This is a genomic window from Leucobacter faecis (genome assembly GCF_054456695.2).
The window spans coordinates 1-18,422 of record NZ_JBTJER020000016.1; the positions used below are offsets into that span (position 1 = coordinate 1).

General features: G+C 65.4%; 15 protein-coding genes and 2 tRNA genes. 2 read left to right on the forward strand and 15 right to left on the reverse strand.

Annotation, left to right across the window (positions count from 1 at the left end; translation table 11 throughout):
* The first annotated feature begins 138 nt into the window (after positions 1-138).
* A complete protein-coding gene (tgt, locus tag ACXR2W_RS13075; protein ID WP_458816583.1) occupies positions 139-1,479 on the forward strand; it encodes a tRNA guanosine(34) transglycosylase Tgt in 1,341 nt (446 codons plus the stop codon).
* A gap of 63 nt (positions 1,480-1,542) precedes the next feature.
* Here tgt and ACXR2W_RS13080 read toward each other — a convergent pair whose 3' ends face one another.
* From ACXR2W_RS13080 to ACXR2W_RS13100, 5 genes are all read right to left on the reverse strand, one after another.
* A complete protein-coding gene (locus tag ACXR2W_RS13080) occupies positions 1,543-2,283 on the reverse strand; it encodes a queuosine precursor transporter (RefSeq protein ID WP_458816586.1) in 741 nt (246 codons plus the stop codon).
* Positions 2,276-3,268, reverse strand: a complete 993-nt coding sequence (locus ACXR2W_RS13085) for an NAD(P)/FAD-dependent oxidoreductase (protein ID WP_458816588.1) — start codon at positions 3,266-3,268, stop codon at positions 2,276-2,278. The genes ACXR2W_RS13080 and ACXR2W_RS13085 overlap by 8 nt, the downstream gene beginning before the upstream one ends.
* A gap of 3 nt (positions 3,269-3,271) precedes the next feature.
* Positions 3,272-4,822, reverse strand: coding sequence for a glutamate--tRNA ligase (gltX, locus tag ACXR2W_RS13090; protein WP_458816590.1), 1,551 nt, complete (start codon positions 4,820-4,822; stop codon positions 3,272-3,274).
* 72 nt (positions 4,823-4,894) lie between these two features.
* Positions 4,895-6,208, reverse strand: a complete 1,314-nt coding sequence (locus tag ACXR2W_RS13095) for an MFS transporter (RefSeq protein WP_458816592.1) — start codon at positions 6,206-6,208, stop codon at positions 4,895-4,897.
* Positions 6,205-7,161 (reverse strand): LysR family transcriptional regulator, encoded by a 957-nt coding sequence (locus ACXR2W_RS13100; RefSeq protein WP_458816594.1) that lies wholly within the window; start codon positions 7,159-7,161, stop codon positions 6,205-6,207. Before ACXR2W_RS13100 ends, ACXR2W_RS13095 begins: the two co-directional genes overlap by 4 nt.
* A gap of 93 nt (positions 7,162-7,254) precedes the next feature.
* On the opposite strand from ACXR2W_RS13100, the gene ACXR2W_RS13105 reads away from it, so the two are divergent.
* Positions 7,255-8,334 carry an aminotransferase class V-fold PLP-dependent enzyme gene (locus ACXR2W_RS13105; protein ID WP_458816596.1) on the forward strand — a complete coding sequence of 360 codons (1,080 nt, stop codon included), beginning with the start codon at positions 7,255-7,257 and terminating at the stop codon, positions 8,332-8,334.
* A 174-nt stretch (positions 8,335-8,508) separates the two neighbouring features.
* Here ACXR2W_RS13105 and rlmN read toward each other — a convergent pair whose 3' ends face one another.
* The 10 genes from rlmN to ACXR2W_RS13155 all read right to left on the reverse strand — a co-directional run bounded on the left by rlmN (position 8,509) and on the right by ACXR2W_RS13155 (position 18,410).
* Positions 8,509-9,861 (reverse strand): dual-specificity RNA methyltransferase RlmN, encoded by a 1,353-nt coding sequence (gene rlmN / locus ACXR2W_RS13110; RefSeq protein WP_458816598.1) that lies wholly within the window; start codon positions 9,859-9,861, stop codon positions 8,509-8,511.
* A 56-nt stretch (positions 9,862-9,917) separates the two neighbouring features.
* Positions 9,918-10,373, reverse strand: a complete 456-nt coding sequence (locus tag ACXR2W_RS13115; protein ID WP_458816658.1) for a DUF779 domain-containing protein — start codon at positions 10,371-10,373, stop codon at positions 9,918-9,920.
* 232 nt (positions 10,374-10,605) lie between these two features.
* The gene (gene exaC, locus ACXR2W_RS13120) at positions 10,606-12,129 is read right to left on the reverse strand and encodes an acetaldehyde dehydrogenase ExaC (RefSeq protein WP_458816600.1); all 1,524 of its coding nucleotides are present in this window, start codon (positions 12,127-12,129) and stop codon (positions 10,606-10,608) included.
* A 133-nt stretch (positions 12,130-12,262) separates the two neighbouring features.
* A complete protein-coding gene (locus ACXR2W_RS13125) occupies positions 12,263-13,609 on the reverse strand; it encodes a transcriptional regulator (RefSeq protein ID WP_458816602.1) in 1,347 nt (448 codons plus the stop codon).
* 61 nt (positions 13,610-13,670) lie between these two features.
* Positions 13,671-14,774, reverse strand: coding sequence for a carboxylate-amine ligase (locus ACXR2W_RS13130; RefSeq protein WP_458816604.1), 1,104 nt, complete (start codon positions 14,772-14,774; stop codon positions 13,671-13,673).
* Between the two features lie 52 nt (positions 14,775-14,826).
* Positions 14,827-15,615 carry a fumarylacetoacetate hydrolase family protein gene (locus ACXR2W_RS13135; RefSeq protein WP_458816606.1) on the reverse strand — a complete coding sequence of 263 codons (789 nt, stop codon included), beginning with the start codon at positions 15,613-15,615 and terminating at the stop codon, positions 14,827-14,829.
* Positions 15,616-15,630: 15 nt separating this feature from the next.
* Positions 15,631-16,728 carry a branched-chain amino acid aminotransferase gene (locus ACXR2W_RS13140; RefSeq protein WP_458816608.1) on the reverse strand — a complete coding sequence of 366 codons (1,098 nt, stop codon included), beginning with the start codon at positions 16,726-16,728 and terminating at the stop codon, positions 15,631-15,633.
* 30 nt (positions 16,729-16,758) lie between these two features.
* Entirely contained in the window at positions 16,759-17,823 is a 1,065-nt protein-coding gene (locus ACXR2W_RS13145) for a 3-isopropylmalate dehydrogenase (protein ID WP_458816610.1), read from the reverse strand.
* A gap of 147 nt (positions 17,824-17,970) precedes the next feature.
* Positions 17,971-18,046 (reverse strand) — tRNA-Glu (locus tag ACXR2W_RS13150).
* Between the two features lie 291 nt (positions 18,047-18,337).
* A tRNA-Glu gene (locus ACXR2W_RS13155) sits at positions 18,338-18,410 on the reverse strand.
* Positions 18,411-18,422: the final 12 nt, after the last annotated feature.

Below are 18,422 nucleotides of genomic sequence, written 5' to 3' on the forward strand. Positions count from 1 at the left end.
CTTCGTTGCGGCGACAAGAGATAACATTACGCACTCCCGCCCCGCAGGGCAACCCGAGCCCCAGCGCCGGGCGTGTCGGCTCCCGTCTGTTCACCTACATAGCCCGTTCTTTCATGCGCCGCCTGCTTAGATGGACGGGTGACTACGAGCCATACCCAGCCGCCCTCCCCCGCGGATTTCTCCTTTGCCGTCGATCATCGCCTCGAAAGCGGCGGTGCGCGCGGCAGCAAAGACCAACCACTCGGCCGCGCCGGCACGATCCGCACACCCCACGGTGACATACAGACCCCAGCCTTCATTCCCGTCGGAACGAAGGCCACGGTGAAGGCGGTTCTTCCCGCCAAGGTGAGTGAGCTCGGCGGCCAGGCTGTGCTTGCTAATGCGTACCACCTGTTCTTGCAGCCAGGCAGCGACCTTGTCGACGAGGCCGGTGGGCTCGGTAAGTTCATGAACTGGAGTGGCCCAACGTTCACCGATTCGGGTGGGTTTCAGGTGATGTCACTCGGTGTCGGTTTCAAGAAGGTGATCTCCATGGCCGAGCACGATCACGCGACAACCGACGTGATCGCGAAGACGAAAGAGCGGCTCGCGCACGTCGACGAAGACGGCGTGACGTTCAAGTCTTTTATCAACGGCGACAAACACCGTTTCACACCCGAGGTGTCTATGCAGATTCAGCACCAGCTGGGCGCCGACATCATCTTCGCCTTCGACGAGTGCACCACGCTCCTCAACACGAGGGAATACCAAGAAGACTCTGTAGCCCGCACCGCACGATGGGCAGTGCGGTGCCTCGATGAGCACGCTGCCCAAACCTCGGAGCGATCTCACCGTCCTTACCAGGCGCTCTTCGGTGTCGTGCAGGGAGCGCAGTATGAGGATCTACGTCGCCAGGCCGCGAGCGGGCTCGCCGCCATGACCGGCGACCGTGCGCCCCACCAAACTTTTGACGGTTTTGGTATTGGCGGCGCCCTCGAGAAGACCAAGCTCGGCACCATCACAGGCTGGGTGAGCGATGAGCTGCCCGAGCACAAGCCGCGGCACCTGCTCGGCATCTCAGAACCCGATGATCTGTTTGCGGGCATCGCCGCGGGCGCCGACACCTTTGACTGTGTGGCCCCGTCGCGTCAGGCTCGCGGCGGTAGCATGTACTCCCCCAATGGACGCATCAACGCCAAGTCCGCGGGCCAGCGTCGCCGCTTCGCCCCGCTTGACGAAGAGTGCGACTGCTACACGTGCGAGAACTACACGGCCGCCTACCTGCACCACCTCTTCAAAGCGAAAGAGATGCTCGCCTCCACCCTCGCCACGATCCATAATGAGCGCTACATTGTGCGCCTCGTCGACCGGATCCGGGCCAGCATCATCGATGGCACCTTTGCCGAGCTGCGCGACGAGGTTCTGGGTCGCCAGTACGGTGTCGAGTTCGCGCGCGAGGCGGCAGAGAAGGCACGTGCGCTGCAGGTAGCGCGCGCCTAATCTGCGCCGGATCGCCAAAGGCCGCCGCTCCCAAGGAGCGGCGGCCTTTGCTATGCCAGCGGGTCAGGCTTTGAGCTCGCGCTCCTCCGCCGCGCGCACGAATTTGATCACGCGCGTCGTTACCGGCAAGAGTACGACCTCGGCGAGAACCTTGACGACATAGCCGAGCACGACATACATGACGAAATCGACACCGGTGATAATGCCGGCGAACGCGATCGTACAAAACAAGAGCGTGTCGATCAGCTGCCCCGCGATGGTTGAGCCGATAAGCCTGGTGCGCAGAAAGCGCCCCGAGGTGCGGCGCCGCAACCGGTCAAGCACCCAGGCGTTGACGAGCTGACCCGCGAGAAACGCAGCGAGGCTGGCAGCGACGATGCGTGGCACAAACCCGAGCACTGCAGCGAACGCTTCTTGATTGTCCCAGCCCGCCGCGGGCGGCGAGACCTGCACGAGCAGGATCGTGAGCGAGGCAATGAGCGCGAGCCCGAAGGCCGCAAAGATCGCCCGCCGAGACGCCTTCAGCCCGTAGACTTCAGCGAGCACGTCGCCGAGCACATAGGCGAGCGGAAACAAAAAGACGCCGCCGTCAAACACGAGAGGCAGTGACACGTTGCCCAGCGATATCTCGCCAAACGCAATCGGCTTCACGGCGACCACGTTTGAGATCAGCAGAATGCCTACGAAGATGGCTGAGATCGTAGCGTAGCGTGACCCACGTTGCGCCGACCGCGCGCCCGGAGTCAGGTATCCGTTCCCCTCAGTATCAGCTCGGCCCATGCTCAGCTCCGTCGTGTCAGTCATCGATCATCCCCACTCCGAGCGCGCCGCGGATCATGTCCATATTGAGCTTGGCCGCCACTCGCGCACCGTTCCCCGCGGCAATGATGAGCTGTTGCGGGCCGGGAGGCACGATGTCGCCCACGGCATAGACACCGCGCGCGCTTGTCTCGCCGCGGTCATCGACCACCACGAGTCCCCACCCGTCTCGTTCAATCTCGAGGTCGCCCATAAACTCGACGGGCGCATTCCAGCGTGGGCGCACAAATCCACCGACCCGAGGAATGACTTCTCCGTCGGCGAGCCGCACACCGGTCATGTCGGCTTTCTCGCCCACGATGTCGTCGATAGCGCGCCGCTCGACGCGAATCCCAATCGCGGCAAGCTGCGACTCTTGTTCGGGCCGGATCGTGTCTGCTCCGTTGGTAAACACGATCAGGTCTGAACTGAAGCGGCTAATCAAGAGCGCCCGCGCGAACAGGTCGGCTGTTTCACCGATCAGCACGAGCGGCTTGTCGGTTTTCTCGAAGCCATCGCATTCGACGCAGCTGTGCAGCGCAGTGCCATAGTAAGCGCGAATCATGGGCAGCGGCGGCAGCTGTTCGGTGAGCCCGGCTGCGATCAGTACGCGGCGGGCAATGAACTCGGCGTCGCCCGATCCCCGGATCCCGGTGCCGCGCACCCGAAACCCGATGCCGTCTGGAAAGCCGACGGCGTGCGCCTCGCCCTCGCTCAACCGCTCCACTGATCGCGTGATCGCTTGGGCGTACTGCGCGGTCGAGTACGACTCGAACTCTTCGCGCCCGAGCCTGCGCAGCTCGAGCGGTGATGCACCATCTCGCGTCAGAAACCCGTGTGACTGCAGGGTCGCCGAGTGGCGGGGGCGATTACTGTCGAGAATGGCGATGCGCCGGTTGGCGCGCACCAGCTGCAGCCCGGCCGATAGCCCAGCCGGGCCGCCACCGATGATCGCGACGCCAATGGGAAGGTCATTCGCACCCGCCGTCATGGATTACTCCTCGTCTGCAGCTTTCGCGGCCGCCTGCTCAACCAAGAATGCGGTGAGCTTTGCCAGCCGGGCCAGGGTTTCTTCTTTGCCGAGCAGTTCAAACGACTCGAACAGCGGCGGTGAGATGCGACGTCCCGAGGCAGCGACGCGCAGCGCCCCGAATGCCACGCGGGGTTTGAGCCCCAGCCCGTCGATGAGCGCCGACTGCAGCGCAGTCTGAATCGCCTCGGTGTTCCAGTCTGCAGCCTCGATCGCTTCGAGTGCGGCGGTTCCCGCGGTGAGCACTGCCGTTGAGTCACCCTTGAGTGACTTCAGCGCGTCGTCTTGGTAGCTGAGCGCAGCTGCCTGGGTGAAGAGGAAGCCGAGCATGTCGTTGACCTCTGACAGCACGGTGATGCGGCTCTGTACGAGGGGAACAGCCAGGCGCACGGTCTCGAGCTGCGCGGCCGACGGCTCAACGGGCAGCGAGCCACCCGCAATGAGGTACGGCAGAATACGCGTGCCGAAATCCTCTTCACCGAGCAACCGAATGTGGTCGGCGTTGATCGAATCGGCCTTCTTCTGATCGAAGCGCGCGGGGTTGGGGTTCACGTCGGTGACGTCGAACGCCGCGATCATCTCTGCGCTCGTGAAGATATCGCGATCCGGAGCGATTGACCAGCCCAGCAGCGACAGGTAGTTGAGCAGCCCCTCGGGAATGAACCCGCGCGCACGGTGGTGCAGCAGGTTCGACTCGGGGTCGCGCTTGGACAGCTTCTTGTTGCCCTCGCCCAGCACGTATGGCAGGTGACCGAACTGCGGAATAGCCGCCTCGATGCCCAGTTCGACGAGCGCCGAGTGCAGCGCGATCTGGCGGGGCGTTGATGACAGCAGGTCTTCGCCGCGCAGTACGTGGGTGATGCCCATGAGCGCGTCGTCGACCGGGTTTACGAGCGTGTAGAGCGGTGCACCGTTGGGACGTACGACGACAAAGTCGATCGTGGAGCCGGCCGGGAACGTGATGTCGCCGCGCACGAGGTCGGTGAACGACAGATCGATGTCGGGCACCCGAAAACGCAGTGCGGGCTGGCGCCCCTCGGCGCGAAACGCGGCACGCTCTTCGTCAGTCAGGTTGCGGTCAAAGTTGTCGTAGCCGAGCTGCTTGGGGCGGCCGGCAGCGATGTTGCGCGCGTCGATCTCTTCGGCGGTCGAGTAGCTCTCGTAGAGGTGGCCGGCGGCCTGCAGCTGTTCGATAATGCCCTGGTAGATCTCGCCGCGCTGCGACTGGCGGTAGGGGCCGTGCTCGCCCCCCGCGTCGATGCCCTCGTCCCAGGTAAGGCCGAGCCAGCGCAGTGAATCGAGGATCTGAGCGTAGCTCTCCTCGCTGTCGCGCGCTGCATCGGTGTCCTCGATACGAAACACGAAGGTGCCGCCGGTGTGGCGCGCGTAGGCCCAGTTGAACAGGGCGGTGCGCACCATTCCCACGTGTGGTGTACCCGTGGGTGAGGGGCAGAAGCGTACGCGCACGTCAGAACCGGTCGCGGTGGAAAACTTGGGGGCAGCAGTCTCAGACATCGGGTCCAGTCTAGTCGTTGCTCGCGCGTTCGGGCTGCGCGCGATCGCAGGGTGTCTAGATTCGCCGTACGCTCACGATCGAACGATCACGCGCCAGAGCTTCAAGGAGACGATCACACCGCCCACGAGCACCAAACCTGCGATGAGCGCGAGGAGCGGAAACTCGCCGATCGCAAACGCGACCCCCGCGAGCGCTCCCGCGGCGGCGCCCGCCGCGCTCATCGAGGTGTCTGCGCGCCCCTGCCATTTGGGTCGCTCGTGCTCTGGGGTGATGTCGGTGAGCAGCACGGCGCCTGCGACCGTGACCGCGCTCCAGCCCACACCCAAGAGGGTGAGCGAGACCTGCACCGTGAGGTGCGAGTCACCCGCCACGTAGGCGAGCCACGCCGAAATCCCGAGGGTCACAAGACCCGCGGCGATCGTCGGCATGCGGCCGAACTTGTTCGTGGTGTAGCCAAATACGGGCGACAGCGCGTACATGCCCGCGATGTGCAGGCTGAGGGTGAGGCCGACGATCTCGGCGGTACCGCCCGTGTGCATGAGGTGCAGCGGGGTCATCGCCATGAGGCCCACCATCAAAATCTGGGCCACCGCGATCACCACGATCACCGCGACCTGCGCACCCCGCGTGGCGGTGTGCGGGATCGTGACTCGCGAGGTATGCGGCGCGGCGGCGCTTGCCGCCCCGTGATCCGGATCATTGCCCTGCGGCGCACCGGGCTCGCTGGCGCCCTGGGCGGCGAGCTCGATGGCCGTGAGCTCGCGGGCGGTGAGCAGCGGATCGGGCCGCAGCCCGAGCCAGTTGACGAGCGCGGCGAGGGCCTGGGCTGCGCAGGCAAACACGAAGACGCCCGCGAGGGGCGGCACGCCGAGCGCATTGCCCACGACCTCGCCAGGGCCGATGAGGTTGGGGCCGATCACGGCCCCCACGGTGATCATCCAGACGACGAGCGACAGGTCACGCGCGCGGCGCCGCGGCGCCGCAAGATCGGTGGCGGTGAAACGCGACAGCAATTGCACCGCGCTCGCGACGCCGAGCATGCCGAGGCCGAGTGCGAGCACCGGCCACACACCGATCGCTGCACCGATGATCGCCACGACGGCGCCCGCAAACGCCACCAGGCTGCCAATCACGAGCGCCCGGCGGCGGCCGTGGCGCATCGCAACGCGTGCGAGCGGCACGCCCGCGGCCGCGGTGCCCGCGCTGAACATGGCTGAGGCGAGGCCCGAGATTGCGTCGTTGCCGCTCACCTCGGCGAGCAGCAGCGATCCGACCGAGAGGGCTGCGCCAACGCCGAGGCCCCCCAGAATCGTCGCTGCACTGAGCACGACGATCGTGCGGCGCTGCAGCCGCACAATGTGGGTGGGCGTGAGCGTGGCCGTCACGCGACCGGCTCCAAGTGCCACTTTGCGCCGTCGACGCCAGCGAAGAGTCGCTTAGCAAGCCGCACCTGCGGGCTCTCATTAGCCGTGTTCATTGCGACGAGACCGATCGTGCGGTGGCGCGGGGGTTCGAGCTCAAGGGCGCGGGCGTCATCGGGCAACGATCTAGCCGCGGCCAGCGCGAGCCCCGGCACGAGCGCCACGGCCCCGCCTGCGGCGGCCATCGCCAGCATGGCCGGCACGTTGTCTGTCTCTTGAATAATGTCGGGGTCAAACCCTGCCTCTGCCGCGGCTGTGAGCAGGTGTCCGCGACACTTTTCGCAGCCCGCGATCCAGTGGTCGGCCGCAAAATCTTCAAGCTTTGCTCGATCTAGCGCCGGGTCACAGCCGCGCTCTTTCGACACGACGAGCCGCACTTCCTCGCGCCACAGCGGCGTAAATGCGCTCCCGGCGGGCAGCTCGGCGGCGCCCTCGTAGTCAAAGATCAGCGCGCAGTCGACCTCACCGTCGCGCAGCATTGAAGTCGCCTCGGGCGGTTCGGCCTCGCGGTACTGCAGGGCCACGTCGGGTGCTTCTGCCGCGAGCCTGCGCATTAAGTCGGGTACGAGTGTGGCCGATGCCGAGGGGAACCCCACGAGTCGCAGCGTGCCCGCCCGCTCGCCGCGCAGGTCGTCGATCGCGGCAATTGCGGCGTCGATCTCGGCGACGACCGTGCGGCCGTGATCGGCCAAAATATTGCCCGCGGTGGTGAGCCTAATGCCGCGGCCGCTGCGTTCAATGAGCGGCACCCCGAGCTTGGTCTCAACGCGCTTGATGCGCTGACTCACGGCGGGCTGGCTCAGGCCCAGACTCGCGGCGGCGGCGGTGAGCGATCCCGTCGTAGCGAGCGCGTGCAAGATGCGCAGTTCAGTGGAGTCGATTGACCCGAGTGGGTCGGTGCTGCGGGGTGAAGTCATGCTCACGATTGTACGCGAAACATAATAGATAGTGAAACGATTAATAAGAATGATTCGGTTTCATTATATTCAAGGGTCGCCTACGCTCGAACCATGAGCACCGTCGCCACCAGTTTTACGCCCCTCACGCAGGTCACACCAGAGTTTGCGCATGCCCCGGGATACCTGTCGGCCTGCACCTCAGGGCTACCGCCACACGCGACCCTCGCCGCGATGAATCAGTTCACGCAGGCGTGGGCAACGGGTTCGCATGACCCGCAGGCCATCGGTGTCGAGGTGGCGGCCTGCCGCGACGCCTTCGCCCGCATTGCCGGGGTCGCGGCAGGACGGGTGGCGATCGGGTCACAGACTTCGCAGCTGGTGTCGGTGATCGCCGCGAGCCTGCCCGACGGTGCCGAGGTCGTCTGTGTCGCGGGTGACTTCGCGTCGCTCACCCATCCGTTTGAGCAGCAAAGACACCGGGGGGTGCGCGTACGTTACGCCCCGCTTCAACACTTGGCTGCCGCAATCACCCCGGGCACCGCGCTCGTCGCTTTCTCGCTCGTGCAGTCGGCCAGCGGAGAGGTGGCCGACCACGACGCGCTCCTCGCCGCGGCCTCGCGCGTGGGAGCGCGCACGCTGGCCGACCTTACGCAGAGCCTCGGCTGGCTGCCCGTGCCCGCTTCGTTGTTCGACTACACGGTCTGTCACGCTTATAAGTGGTTGTGTGCGCCGCGCGGCACGGCGTTTATGACCGTGGGTGACGGGCTCGATGACACCCTCGTGCCCATCGCAGCGGGCTGGTGCTCGGCCGAGAACGTGTGGGAGTCCTGCTACGCGGGGCACACCCCGCTCGCCGAGAATGCGAGCCGGTTCGACCTCTCCCCCGCCTGGCCGTTGATTGGCGGCACACTCGCGTCGCTCGAGCTGATCGCGGCGCTCGATCCCGCGCAAGTGCAGCGCCACGACGTGGGGCTCGCAAACGCGGCCCGCACGGTACTCGGGTTGCCCGCCTCGAACTCGGCGATCGTGACGTGGGGTGACCCAGACGGCGCAGCCCTTGCTGCGCTACGAGCAGGTGGCATCACCGCGTCGGGCAGACTCGGTAACGCCCGCGTAGCCTTTCACCTGTGGAACACCGAGGACGACGTCGAGCTCTTGGCCCGCGCGCTGCACGGCGTGCGCCTGCCGTAAGGCTCACGCCCCCTCCTGTGTCATTCTGCGGGAGCGAAGCGACTCGCAGAATCCATGCGCAATGGATCCTGCGACTCCTCCGTCGCGCAGGATGACGCGAAGCGTACGCAGGATGACGCGAAGCGTACGCAGGATGACGCGAAGCGTACACAGGATGACGCGAAGCGCGTGCGGTTACGCTCGGGCGGCCGCCTCGGCCGCTGCGGCTTCTCTTGCCTCGCGCTTGTCTTCTTCTGACGCGACGAGCTGCCCGCAGGCACCGTCGATCTCTTTACCCCGGGTGTCGCGCAGCGTAGTCGGCACGCCCGCGGCGTTCAACCGATCGACGAACTCGCGCGTCACCTCGCGGGTCGACGAGGTCCAGATCGACCCCGGAGTGGGGTTGAGCGGAATCGGGTTCACGTGCACCCAGCCGCGGCCGCGCGCATTGAGCTTGTCGGCGAGCAGGTCGGCGCGCCAGCCGTGATCATTCATGTCTTTAATGAGGGCGTACTCGATCGAGACGCGGCGGCCGGTCTTCTCGTAGTAGTAGTACGCGGCGTCGAGAACCTCTTCGACCTTCCACCGACTGTTCACTGGGATCAGGTCGTCGCGCAGCTTATCGTCGGGCGCGTGCAGCGACAGCGCAAACGTGATCGCGAGGTCTTCGTCGGCGAGCTTACGAATCGCGGGGGCAAGCCCCACCGTCGACACCGTGATGCCGCGGGCCGACATGCCGAGCCCCTCGGGTGACGGCGCCACCATGCGCTTGACGGCGTTCATGACACGCTTGTAGTTCGCAAGCGGCTCGCCCATGCCCATGAAGACGATGTTGTTGACGCGCTCGGGTTCGGCGCCGTTACCCGCGCGACGCTTGCGACCGAGCCCACCCTCAGCGATGATGCGGTTTGCCTGCACCACCTGGTCGAGAATCTCGGCGGTCGACATGTTGCGGGTGAGGCCCGCCTGGCCCGTCGCGCAGAACGGGCAGTTCATGCCGCAGCCGCACTGGCTCGACACGCACAGCGTAATGCGGCCCGGGTAGCGCATGAGCACCGACTCAACGAGCGCGCCATCGAACAGCCGCCACAGCATCTTGACCGTGTCACCGTCGTCGGTGACGAGCCGCTTCACCTCGGTGAGCAGCGGCGGAAAGAACGCTTCCGCAAGCTCCTCGCGCCGGTCTTTGGGCAGGTCGGTCATCTCTGCCGGGTCGGTCGTGCGGTGCTCAAAGTAGTGCTTTGACAGCTGCTTTGCCCGAAACTTTGGCAGCCCCATCTCTACGACCTTCGCCTCACGCTCAGCGAGTGTCATATCGGCGAGATGCGTGTCGGGCTGCTTGACACGCGGCGAAGCGAACTGCAGCGTCGGCCGGCCATCAGGGTTGGTAAGCTGCTGCCACCCCTCGGTCTTGGGGCGCACCTGCGGCCTGGACTGTGCCTCGGGCGGCGCTGAAGAGCCGCGCGGGCGCGTCTTAATCAACTTGGGGGGCTGATCCTGCTTCGGAGGTAGCGCGGCCGGGCCATGGTTGAGCTTGTTCGGATCCATCGTGCTCTATTGTCGCATGCGGCCCATGGCGCCCGCTGAGCGGTTGATCCGGTGCGTCACAGCAGCCGCGACCTGATCAAAAAGCGCTGCCCCTCGGGCGCCTCGAGAGAGAACCCGCCGCCGCGGCCCGGCACCGCATCTACCGTCAGGTGCGTGTGCGCCCACACGGCGAACTGCTCTGCCGACATCCAGAACGGGATCAAGCGCGGCTCTTGCCCCGCTTGATCCGGATCCGCGCCCGCCTGCGCCCCCGGGCCGCCCAGCGGCGCGAGCTGGAGCGTGCCGAGCAGCACGTCCTGGCCGCCCGTGCGAAACTCGCCGGCCTGGTAACACATGGGCGCACTGCCATCGCAGCAGCCGCCGGACTGGTGAAACATGAGCGGGCCGTGCATCGCCCACAGCTTGTCGATCAGCGCAATGGCCGCGGGCGTAAACGCGAGCCGGCTCACCGTCTCACCCGGCACCTCGGCACGGGCGGCGACACAGCCCGGAATATCGGCCGATTTGACGATCTCAGCAGCGGGTAAGGCACAGGCCTCTTCAGTATTGGCAGCCTCAATATTGACAGTTGATTCAGACACGATCTTCATCTCCTTCGCGGCCACGCTGCCGCCCAATCTCAATGCTACGCCCGGTTCCACGTTTGCGCAGTGACGGGTTCGATGAGCACACGGCGGGTCGGTGCAGAGCCCCCCCCCCACTCTGCACCGGCCCGCCTGGTCTTCGGTGTGCGAGACGTGCGGCTTAGAAGAAGCCGTCGGCGCTCTCCTTGTAGCTCACGAGCAGGTTTTTTGTCTGCTGGTAGTGGTCGAGCATCATCAGGTGGTTCTCGCGGCCGATGCCGCTGGACTTGTACCCGCCAAACGCCGCGTGTGCGGGGTAGGCGTGGTAGTTGTTGACCCACACTCGGCCGGCTTCGATCGCCCGGCCCGCACGGTAGGCCGTGTTGCCGTTGCGGCTCCACACCCCGGCTCCGAGCCCGTAGAGCGTGTCGTTGGCGATACGAATGGCGTCGTCAAAGTCGGTGAAGGTGGTCGCCGACACCACGGGTCCAAAGATCTCTTCCTGGAAGATGCGCATATCGTTTGTGCCGCGAAAAATGGTGGGCTGAATATAGAAGCCGCCCGCGAACTCGCCGCCGATGTCGTCGACCCCGCCGCCCGTGAGAATCTGTGCCCCCTCCTGGCGACCAATGTCGAGGTACGACTTGATCTTCTCGAACTGGTCGTTCGAAGCCTGCGCCCCCATCATTGTGTCGGTGTCGAGCGGGTTACCGCGCGTAATCTTCTGTGTGCGTTCGACCACGGCGTCAAGGAAGTCGCCGGCGACCGACTCCTGGATGAGCGCGCGCGACGGGCACGTGCACACCTCGCCCTGATTGAGGGCAAACATAGTGAACCCCTCCTGCGCTTTGTCCCAGTACGCGTCGTCCTTCGCCATCACGTCGTCGAAGAAAATGTTGGGGCTCTTGCCTCCCAGCTCCAGAGTCACGGGAATAATGTTCTCTGAGGCGTACTGCATGATCAGGCGGCCGGTCGTGGTTTCACCGGTGAACGCGATCTTGCGGATCCGCTTGTTCGACGCGAGCGGCTTACCGGCCTCAGCGCCAAATCCATTGACAATGTTCACGACTCCCGGCGGCAACAGGTCGCCGATCAGTTCAAACAGTACGAGAATTGAGGCGGGAGTCTGCTCTGCAGGCTTCAACACGATCGCGTTGCCCGCTGCAAGCGCGGGGGCGAGCTTCCACGTCGCCATCAGAATCGGGAAGTTCCAGGGGATGATCTGGCCAACGACGCCGAGGGGTTCCTGGAAGTGATAGGCGACGAGGTCATCGTTCACCTGCGAAATGCCGCCCTCCTGCGCACGAATTGCGCCCGCAAAGTACCTGAAATGGTCGACCGCGAGCGGAATGTCTGCGTTGAGGGTCTCGCGCACGGCCTTGCCGTTATCCCACGTCTCGGCGACGGCGATCATTTCGAGGTTCTGCTCGATACGGTCTGCGATGCGGTTCAAAATATTGGCGCGCTCGGCGACACTGGTCTTGCCCCAGGCGGGCGCGGCGGCGTGGGCTGCGTCGAGCGCGGCTTCGATGTCTTCTGATGTGCCTCGCGCTACCTCGCAGAACGCTTTGCCCGTGACGGGAGTGATGTTCTCGAAGTACTGCCCTTTCACGGGCGGCACCCACTGGCCCCCAATGTAGTGCTCGTAGCGGCTCTTAAAATTCACCAGGGAGTCGGGTGTTCCCGGCGCAGCGTACACAGTCATGGTGGTCTCCTCTGACAACGTTGTCGGTGGCGAGCCCGCGCGTTGCGAGCCCGTGGCAGACACCATACGCAGCGCAACGTTGCATGCGCGTTGCATGCGTGGTCTACGCGCACCACACACGCGCGGGAGCCCGCTATTCGCGCTGCAGCTCACCCAGCTTTGTGACAACTCGCGCCCGTTTCGGCGACAGCGGCGGTAGCACCTGCAGCAGGGTCTGCCACACTTCGATGTCGTGCTGCGCCCAATTTTGCGCGTACTCGAACAGCGCCTCTGCCGCTGCTTGCTGCAGCATCGCCTCACGCAGCGTCGCGTCGACATCTTCGCGCAACCGATTCGCGACGGGGGCGTCAGAGCCCGGCAAAACAGGCCCCTCGTAGGCGGCAAGCGCGAGCCTGTGGGCGCCCCGCTCGAGCGCTTCGAGCGCCTCGAGGGCGTCGACCCGCAGCTCCCCCGCGAGCCGGTATGGCCGCGATTCAAGCCTGAGCGGCAGGTCTTGGGCGGAGAGCCACTTACGCAGACGCACGAGCTCGGCGCGCAGGGTCTGTTCTTGCCGGTCATCACCATAGACATCACCCGCCAACAAAGCGGCGCTGCGTCCCCTGGGCGCCGCTGCAAGGGCGAGGAGTATTTCACCGTGCCGCCCGCCGATCTGATGCGGCGCGCCCGCAAACTCGAGAATTGCTTGCTCTCGCCCCAGCGTCACGAGGCGCGGCGGGAGTTTGCGCGGCGCCGTCGCTGAGCGTGGGCGCGCGACCGGCCGTCGCTTGACGGGTTGCCGCTCGCGTTCGATGAGCGCGCGCAGTGACTCCAGTTTCAACTCGGCATGCACGGCCGCGACCGTCGCCTCTACGAGCGGCATCAGGTGCGGCGATGCTGCCCCATCGCCGCCGGTGACATCGATCACGCCGAGAATCGACCCGCTCTCGGGGTCGTGCACGGGGGCGGCCGTGCAGCTCCACTCGTGCACGGCGCGTGCGTAGTGTTCGGCCCCCATAACCTGAATCGCGTGGTTCAGCGCGATCGCGCTGCCCGGCGCGCTCGTGCCCACGGCCGCCTCTGACCAGTCGACCCCCGCCGCAAAACCCATGTCTTCAGCGCGCGAGCGCATGCGATGCTCGCCATCGATCCACAAGAGTCTCCCGGCGGCGTCACCTACGGCCACGATGAAGCCCGAATCCTGCGCCTCCTGCACAAGCAGTCGTTCGACAACCGGCAGCACCCGCCCGATCGGGTGAGTGGCGCGCAGGTCGATGAGGGCCTGCGGCGTGAGCTGCGCGCGGGCCGGGGCATGATCCGGATCAATCGTATTTTCGTGTGACCTGAGCCAGGAGGCGAGCACGATCGGACGCAACTGGGCGAACCGCTCGAACAGCTCGGGATCGGCGGCTCCATCAGCAATGAACGCTTCGTGCGCTCGCTCAAGCAGCGCACGTCGATCGCGCACATTCTCGCCCGCCTTTAGCGCTCGCCAGTCGCTCATCTCGTGCTCCTTCGTCGCAGCCTTGCACACGAGCGTAGCCGAGCTGGGACGCGCGTGGGGACTACGCGGAGATTTCGTGCGCTGCGCGGTAGAGGTGCAGCAGGCCCGCGGCTCCTCCGTTGCGCCAGGCCTCGAGCTGCCGCTGCGCCGCCCCACCCGCCGCGCGCAGCCGCTCGAGGTACCGTTCGACGATCGCGAGGTCACCCGCGTCATCGAGTTCGCCTGAAACGTAGTCCATGAGCGCCGTGACGACGTCGAACGCTGGCCGCGGCTCCCCCAGCGACGGATGCACGAGGTCGGCCCCGAGCCCGTTGCGCGCGGCGATCCAGTGCGCGCCGCGCAGCACGTCGGGCTGCACGCGCTCGAACGGTTCACCCGCATCGCGCTCGCGTAGCGCACGAGCCACGAGCGCCCGCACGATCAGCGCGAACGCGACCGCGTCGGCGCTCGTGAGCTGCGAGTCTGCGGTGCGCAGCTCGATCGTCGGGTATTTATCTGAGAGCCGGATCGACCAGTTGACGAGCGCCGGGTCGAGCAACGCGCCCGCCCGCACAAGGTCGTGCACGACCGTGTCGTACTCGTGGGCGTTCGCAAAGTTGGGCGGGTACCCCGAGCTGGGCCACTGCTGGATCGACAGGTAGCGCCAACTGGCGTAGCCTGTGTCGCCGCCGAGCCAGACCGGCGAGTTCGCCGTGAGCGCCACGAGCACCGGCGACCACTGCGCAATACGGGCGAACACCTCGACGCCGGCGTCACGCGAGGGCACTTCAACGTGCACGTGTGTGCCGGTCGAGTAGTACCGCGTCACCATGCCGCGCATGGTGCGGCCGATGTCGAGGTAGCGCTGCTTCTCGACGACGCGGCCCGGCTGGCTGCCGCCGACGGGCGGCAGCCCCGAGCCCGCGAGCACAAGGCCCTGGCCCGCCGCGGCTGCGGAGGCCCGGCGCCGAAACTCGCCAAGCTCTTCGAGCGCCGTCGCCGCGGTCTCGCACACCGATGTCGCTGTTTCGACCTGTGAATAAAAGAACTCGTGTTCGCATCTGAGCTCGGGTATCGCGCGAATCAGTTCTACCGCACCGTCGCGCGGCAGCCCGCTTGTCTGGTCGAGCAGCAGAAACTCCTCCTCGACCCCAAATCTGGGGGCGGCGGGGGTGCGAGCGGTCATAGCGCCCATCTTTCGTAGGTGCGCGGCGGCCTCCTGGCCGCCACTGTGAACTCTAGCGAACTGTGTTGCGCAGCGTACCGATACCGTCGATTTCTACTTCGACAGTGTCACCCGCTTCGAGTAGCCCGACCCCCGCGGGTGTGCCCGTCAAGATCACGTCACCCGGCAGTAGCGTGAAAGCCTGCGAAGCGTAGGCGACAATCTTTGCGAGCGAATGGATCAGCTGTGACGTGCGGCCGTCTTGCCGCACCTCGCCGTTGACGCGCGTGACGATACGGGCGTCGGCGAGATCCGGATCAGTTTCGATGACGGGCCCGAGCGGGCAGAACGTATCAAACCCCTTGCCGCGGGTCCACTGGCCATCTTTGATTTGCAGGTCACGGGCGCTCACGTCATTGGCGCAGGTGAACCCGAAGACGTACTTCAGTGCGTCTTCTTCTGACACGTCTTTGGCGACCGCGCCGATCACGAGCGCAAGTTCACCCTCGTGTTCGACGCGGTCTGAGATCGCGGGCCGCACGATCGTCTCGTCAGGCCCAATCACCGACGTGTTGGGCTTCAGAAACAGCAACGGTTCGGGCGTTGCCTCGCCGCCCGTGACCTCACGCATCTCGGCAATATGGTCGGCGTAGTTTTTGCCCACGCACACCACCTTGGAGCGCGGAATCACGGGGGCGAGCAGCCGCACCTCGCCGAGCGGCACGCGGCGCCCGGTGGTGTCGTAGCCCGCCACGATCGGGTCGCCGTGCAGCTCGACCAGTTCGACCCCGTCGCCGTTTTCGGCACGGTCAACGATGCCGAACGAAATCTCACCCTCGTGCAGGTAGCGTGCGATCTTCATACTTGCCCCTTACGCTTATGCCTTTGCCGGCACGATCACGTCGAGCCAGCCGTGCCGGTCTTCGTGGGTGCCAAACTGAATGCCCGTGAGTTCTTCGCGCAGGCTCATCGTGAGAGCTCCCGGGGCGCCGTCACCGAAGTCGATGGTGAAGTCCTTCGCCTTCAACTGACCGATCGGGGTGATCACGGCGGCGGTGCCGCACGCGAACGCCTCGGTGATCGTGCCGTTCTTGACCCCATCGCGCCACTCACTGACCGTAACGTCTCGTTCTTCGACCGCGTGCCCGCGATCGCGCGCCAGCTGGATCAGGCTGCGACGGGTGATGCCGTCGAGGATGTTGCCATTGAGTGCGGGAGTGAGAATCGAACCGTCGGCCCGCACCAGGAACAGGTTCATGCCGCCCAGCTCGTCGATCGTGTCGACGGTCGCCGAGTCGGTGAACAGTACCTGCTGGCAACCGTTGGCGGTTGCCTCGTTCTGCGGGGCGAGCGAGGCTGCGTAGTTACCGCCGCACTTCGCTGCGCCCGTGCCGCCGCGGCCCGCGCGTGCCAGGGTCTGCGAAAGCCAGATCGAGACAGGCTTCACGCCGCCCGCAAAGTAGGGGCCAGCGGGGCTGGCGATCACCATGAACCGTGCGCGTTGGGCAGCTCGTACGCCCAGGAAGCTCTCGTCTGCGATCATGAACGGCCGCAGGTAGAGGCTCTGGTCGTGGCCGCCGGGTACCCAGTCCGCGTCAATCGTGACGAGCTCATGAACAGCCTGCACGAACAGGTCTTCTGGGATCTCGGGGAGCGCGAGGCGTACCGCTGAGGCGTTGAGGCGCTCGGCGTTGGCGCGCGGACGGAAGGTGACGATTGATCCGTCCGGGCGGCGGTATGCCTTGAGGCCTTCAAAGATTTCTTGACCGTAGTGCAGCACCGACGAGGCCGGGTCCATCGAGATGGGGCCGTAGGGCAAAACCTGCGGGTTCTGCCAGCCCGCGTCCTTTGTCCACTCGATCGAGACCATGTGATCGGTGAACACGTCGCCGAATCCAGGGTCCTGCAAGAGAGCTTCACGCTCGGCGGCAGGCCGGGGTGTCGCGGGAGTGTGAGAAAAGCTGAGTGTCGTCATGTGTGGGTTCCTACAAAGTTTTCAGTTGAGCTAGGCAGCGCGCACGGGCAACGCGGCGATCACGGCATCGCCGATCTCGCTCGTGCCCCGAGCGGCGGTGCCGCGGGAGGCGAGGTCTGCGCGCACAGCGGCGCGTACGCGCTCGGCTTCTGCGGGCAGCTCGAGGTGATCGAGCATGATGGCCGCCGACAGGATCGCTGCGGTCGGGTCGGCTTTTTGCTGCCCGGCAATGTCGGGCGCCGAGCCATGTACCGGCTCGAACATGCTCGGAAACGCGCCGTCGGGGTTGATGTTGCCCGAGGCCGCGATACCGATGCCGCCGCCGATGGCGCCGGCAAGGTCGGTGAGGATGTCACCAAAGAGATTGTCTGTCACGATCACATCAAACTGGGCCGGGTTTTGCACCATGTGAATCGTGGCGGCGTCGACGTGCATGTAGTCGACGGCGATATCGGGGTACTGTGCGGCGACCATGCCTACAACCCGCTGCCAGGTGGCACCCGCGTGCACGAGCACGTTGGTCTTGTGCACCCAGGTGAGCTTCTTGCGCGGGCGCTTCGCCGCCATGTCGAAGGCGTAGCGCACGATGCGTTCGACACCAAAGGCGGTGTTCACTGACACTTCGGTCGCGACCTCGTGTGGGGTGCCGCCACGCAGCGTGCCCCCGTTGCCCGCGTACGGGCCTTCGGTGCCCTCGCGCACGACGACGAAGTCGACGTCACCGGGCTCGGCGAGGGTCGAAGCGACACCCGGGAAGAGTGTGCAGGGGCGCACGTTGGCGTACTGGTCGAAGTCGAAGCGCAGCTTGAGCAGCAAGCCGCGCTCGATGTTGGCGTGCTTCAAGCGCTCATCGCCTGGCACACCGCCGACGGCGCCGAACAGGATTGCGTCGTGCTGGGCAATCGCCTGCTGCTCTTCGGCCGGCAGAGTGTCGCAGGTTGCGAGGAATCGCTCTGCCCCGAGTTTGAACTCGGTGCGTTCGAGAGCGACCTCACCGCCAGCAAGCACGGCGTCAAGCACGCGGTTTGCTTGCTCGGTGACCTCGACACCGATCCCATCGCCGGGAATGACTGCGAGTTTAATCGTGCGGGCCACTGAGCGCTCCTCTTCGTGCTGAAACTAGACTCCCCCAGCTTACTGCTCGTACGCCTCGCTGCAGACCCGCACGGGGCCCAGGCGGGCCGCGCGCAATAACACCCCAGAAAGAACGAAAGCCTCACCCGAGGGTGAGGCTTTCGCGTTTGGTGACCCCAGCGGGATTCGAACCCGCGTTACCGCCGTGAGAGGGCGGCGTACTAGGCCGCTATACGATGGGGCCAAACGCTGTGCTGCAGTGAATTACTTCACGTTTGCAACAAGACATATTTTGACACACTCTGCCGCCGTACAAAAAACTGGGGCGCACGCTCCGCGTGTCACTTCGCGCGTCACTCTGCGCCGCAGCAAGCACGAGACTGTATCAAAATGACGAATCGGCACGAAAAACGCATACTTATCGCACCGTCTCGTCGTTTTGATACACAACCGTGCACACCTCTTGACACACGGCCGTGCACACTTCCACAGATACGACGAAAGCCTCACCCGAGGGTGAGGCTTTCGTGTTCGGTGACCCCAGCGGGATTCGAACCCGCGTTACCGCCGTGAGAGGGCGGCGTACTAGGCCGCTATACGATGGGGCCGAACGCATTACC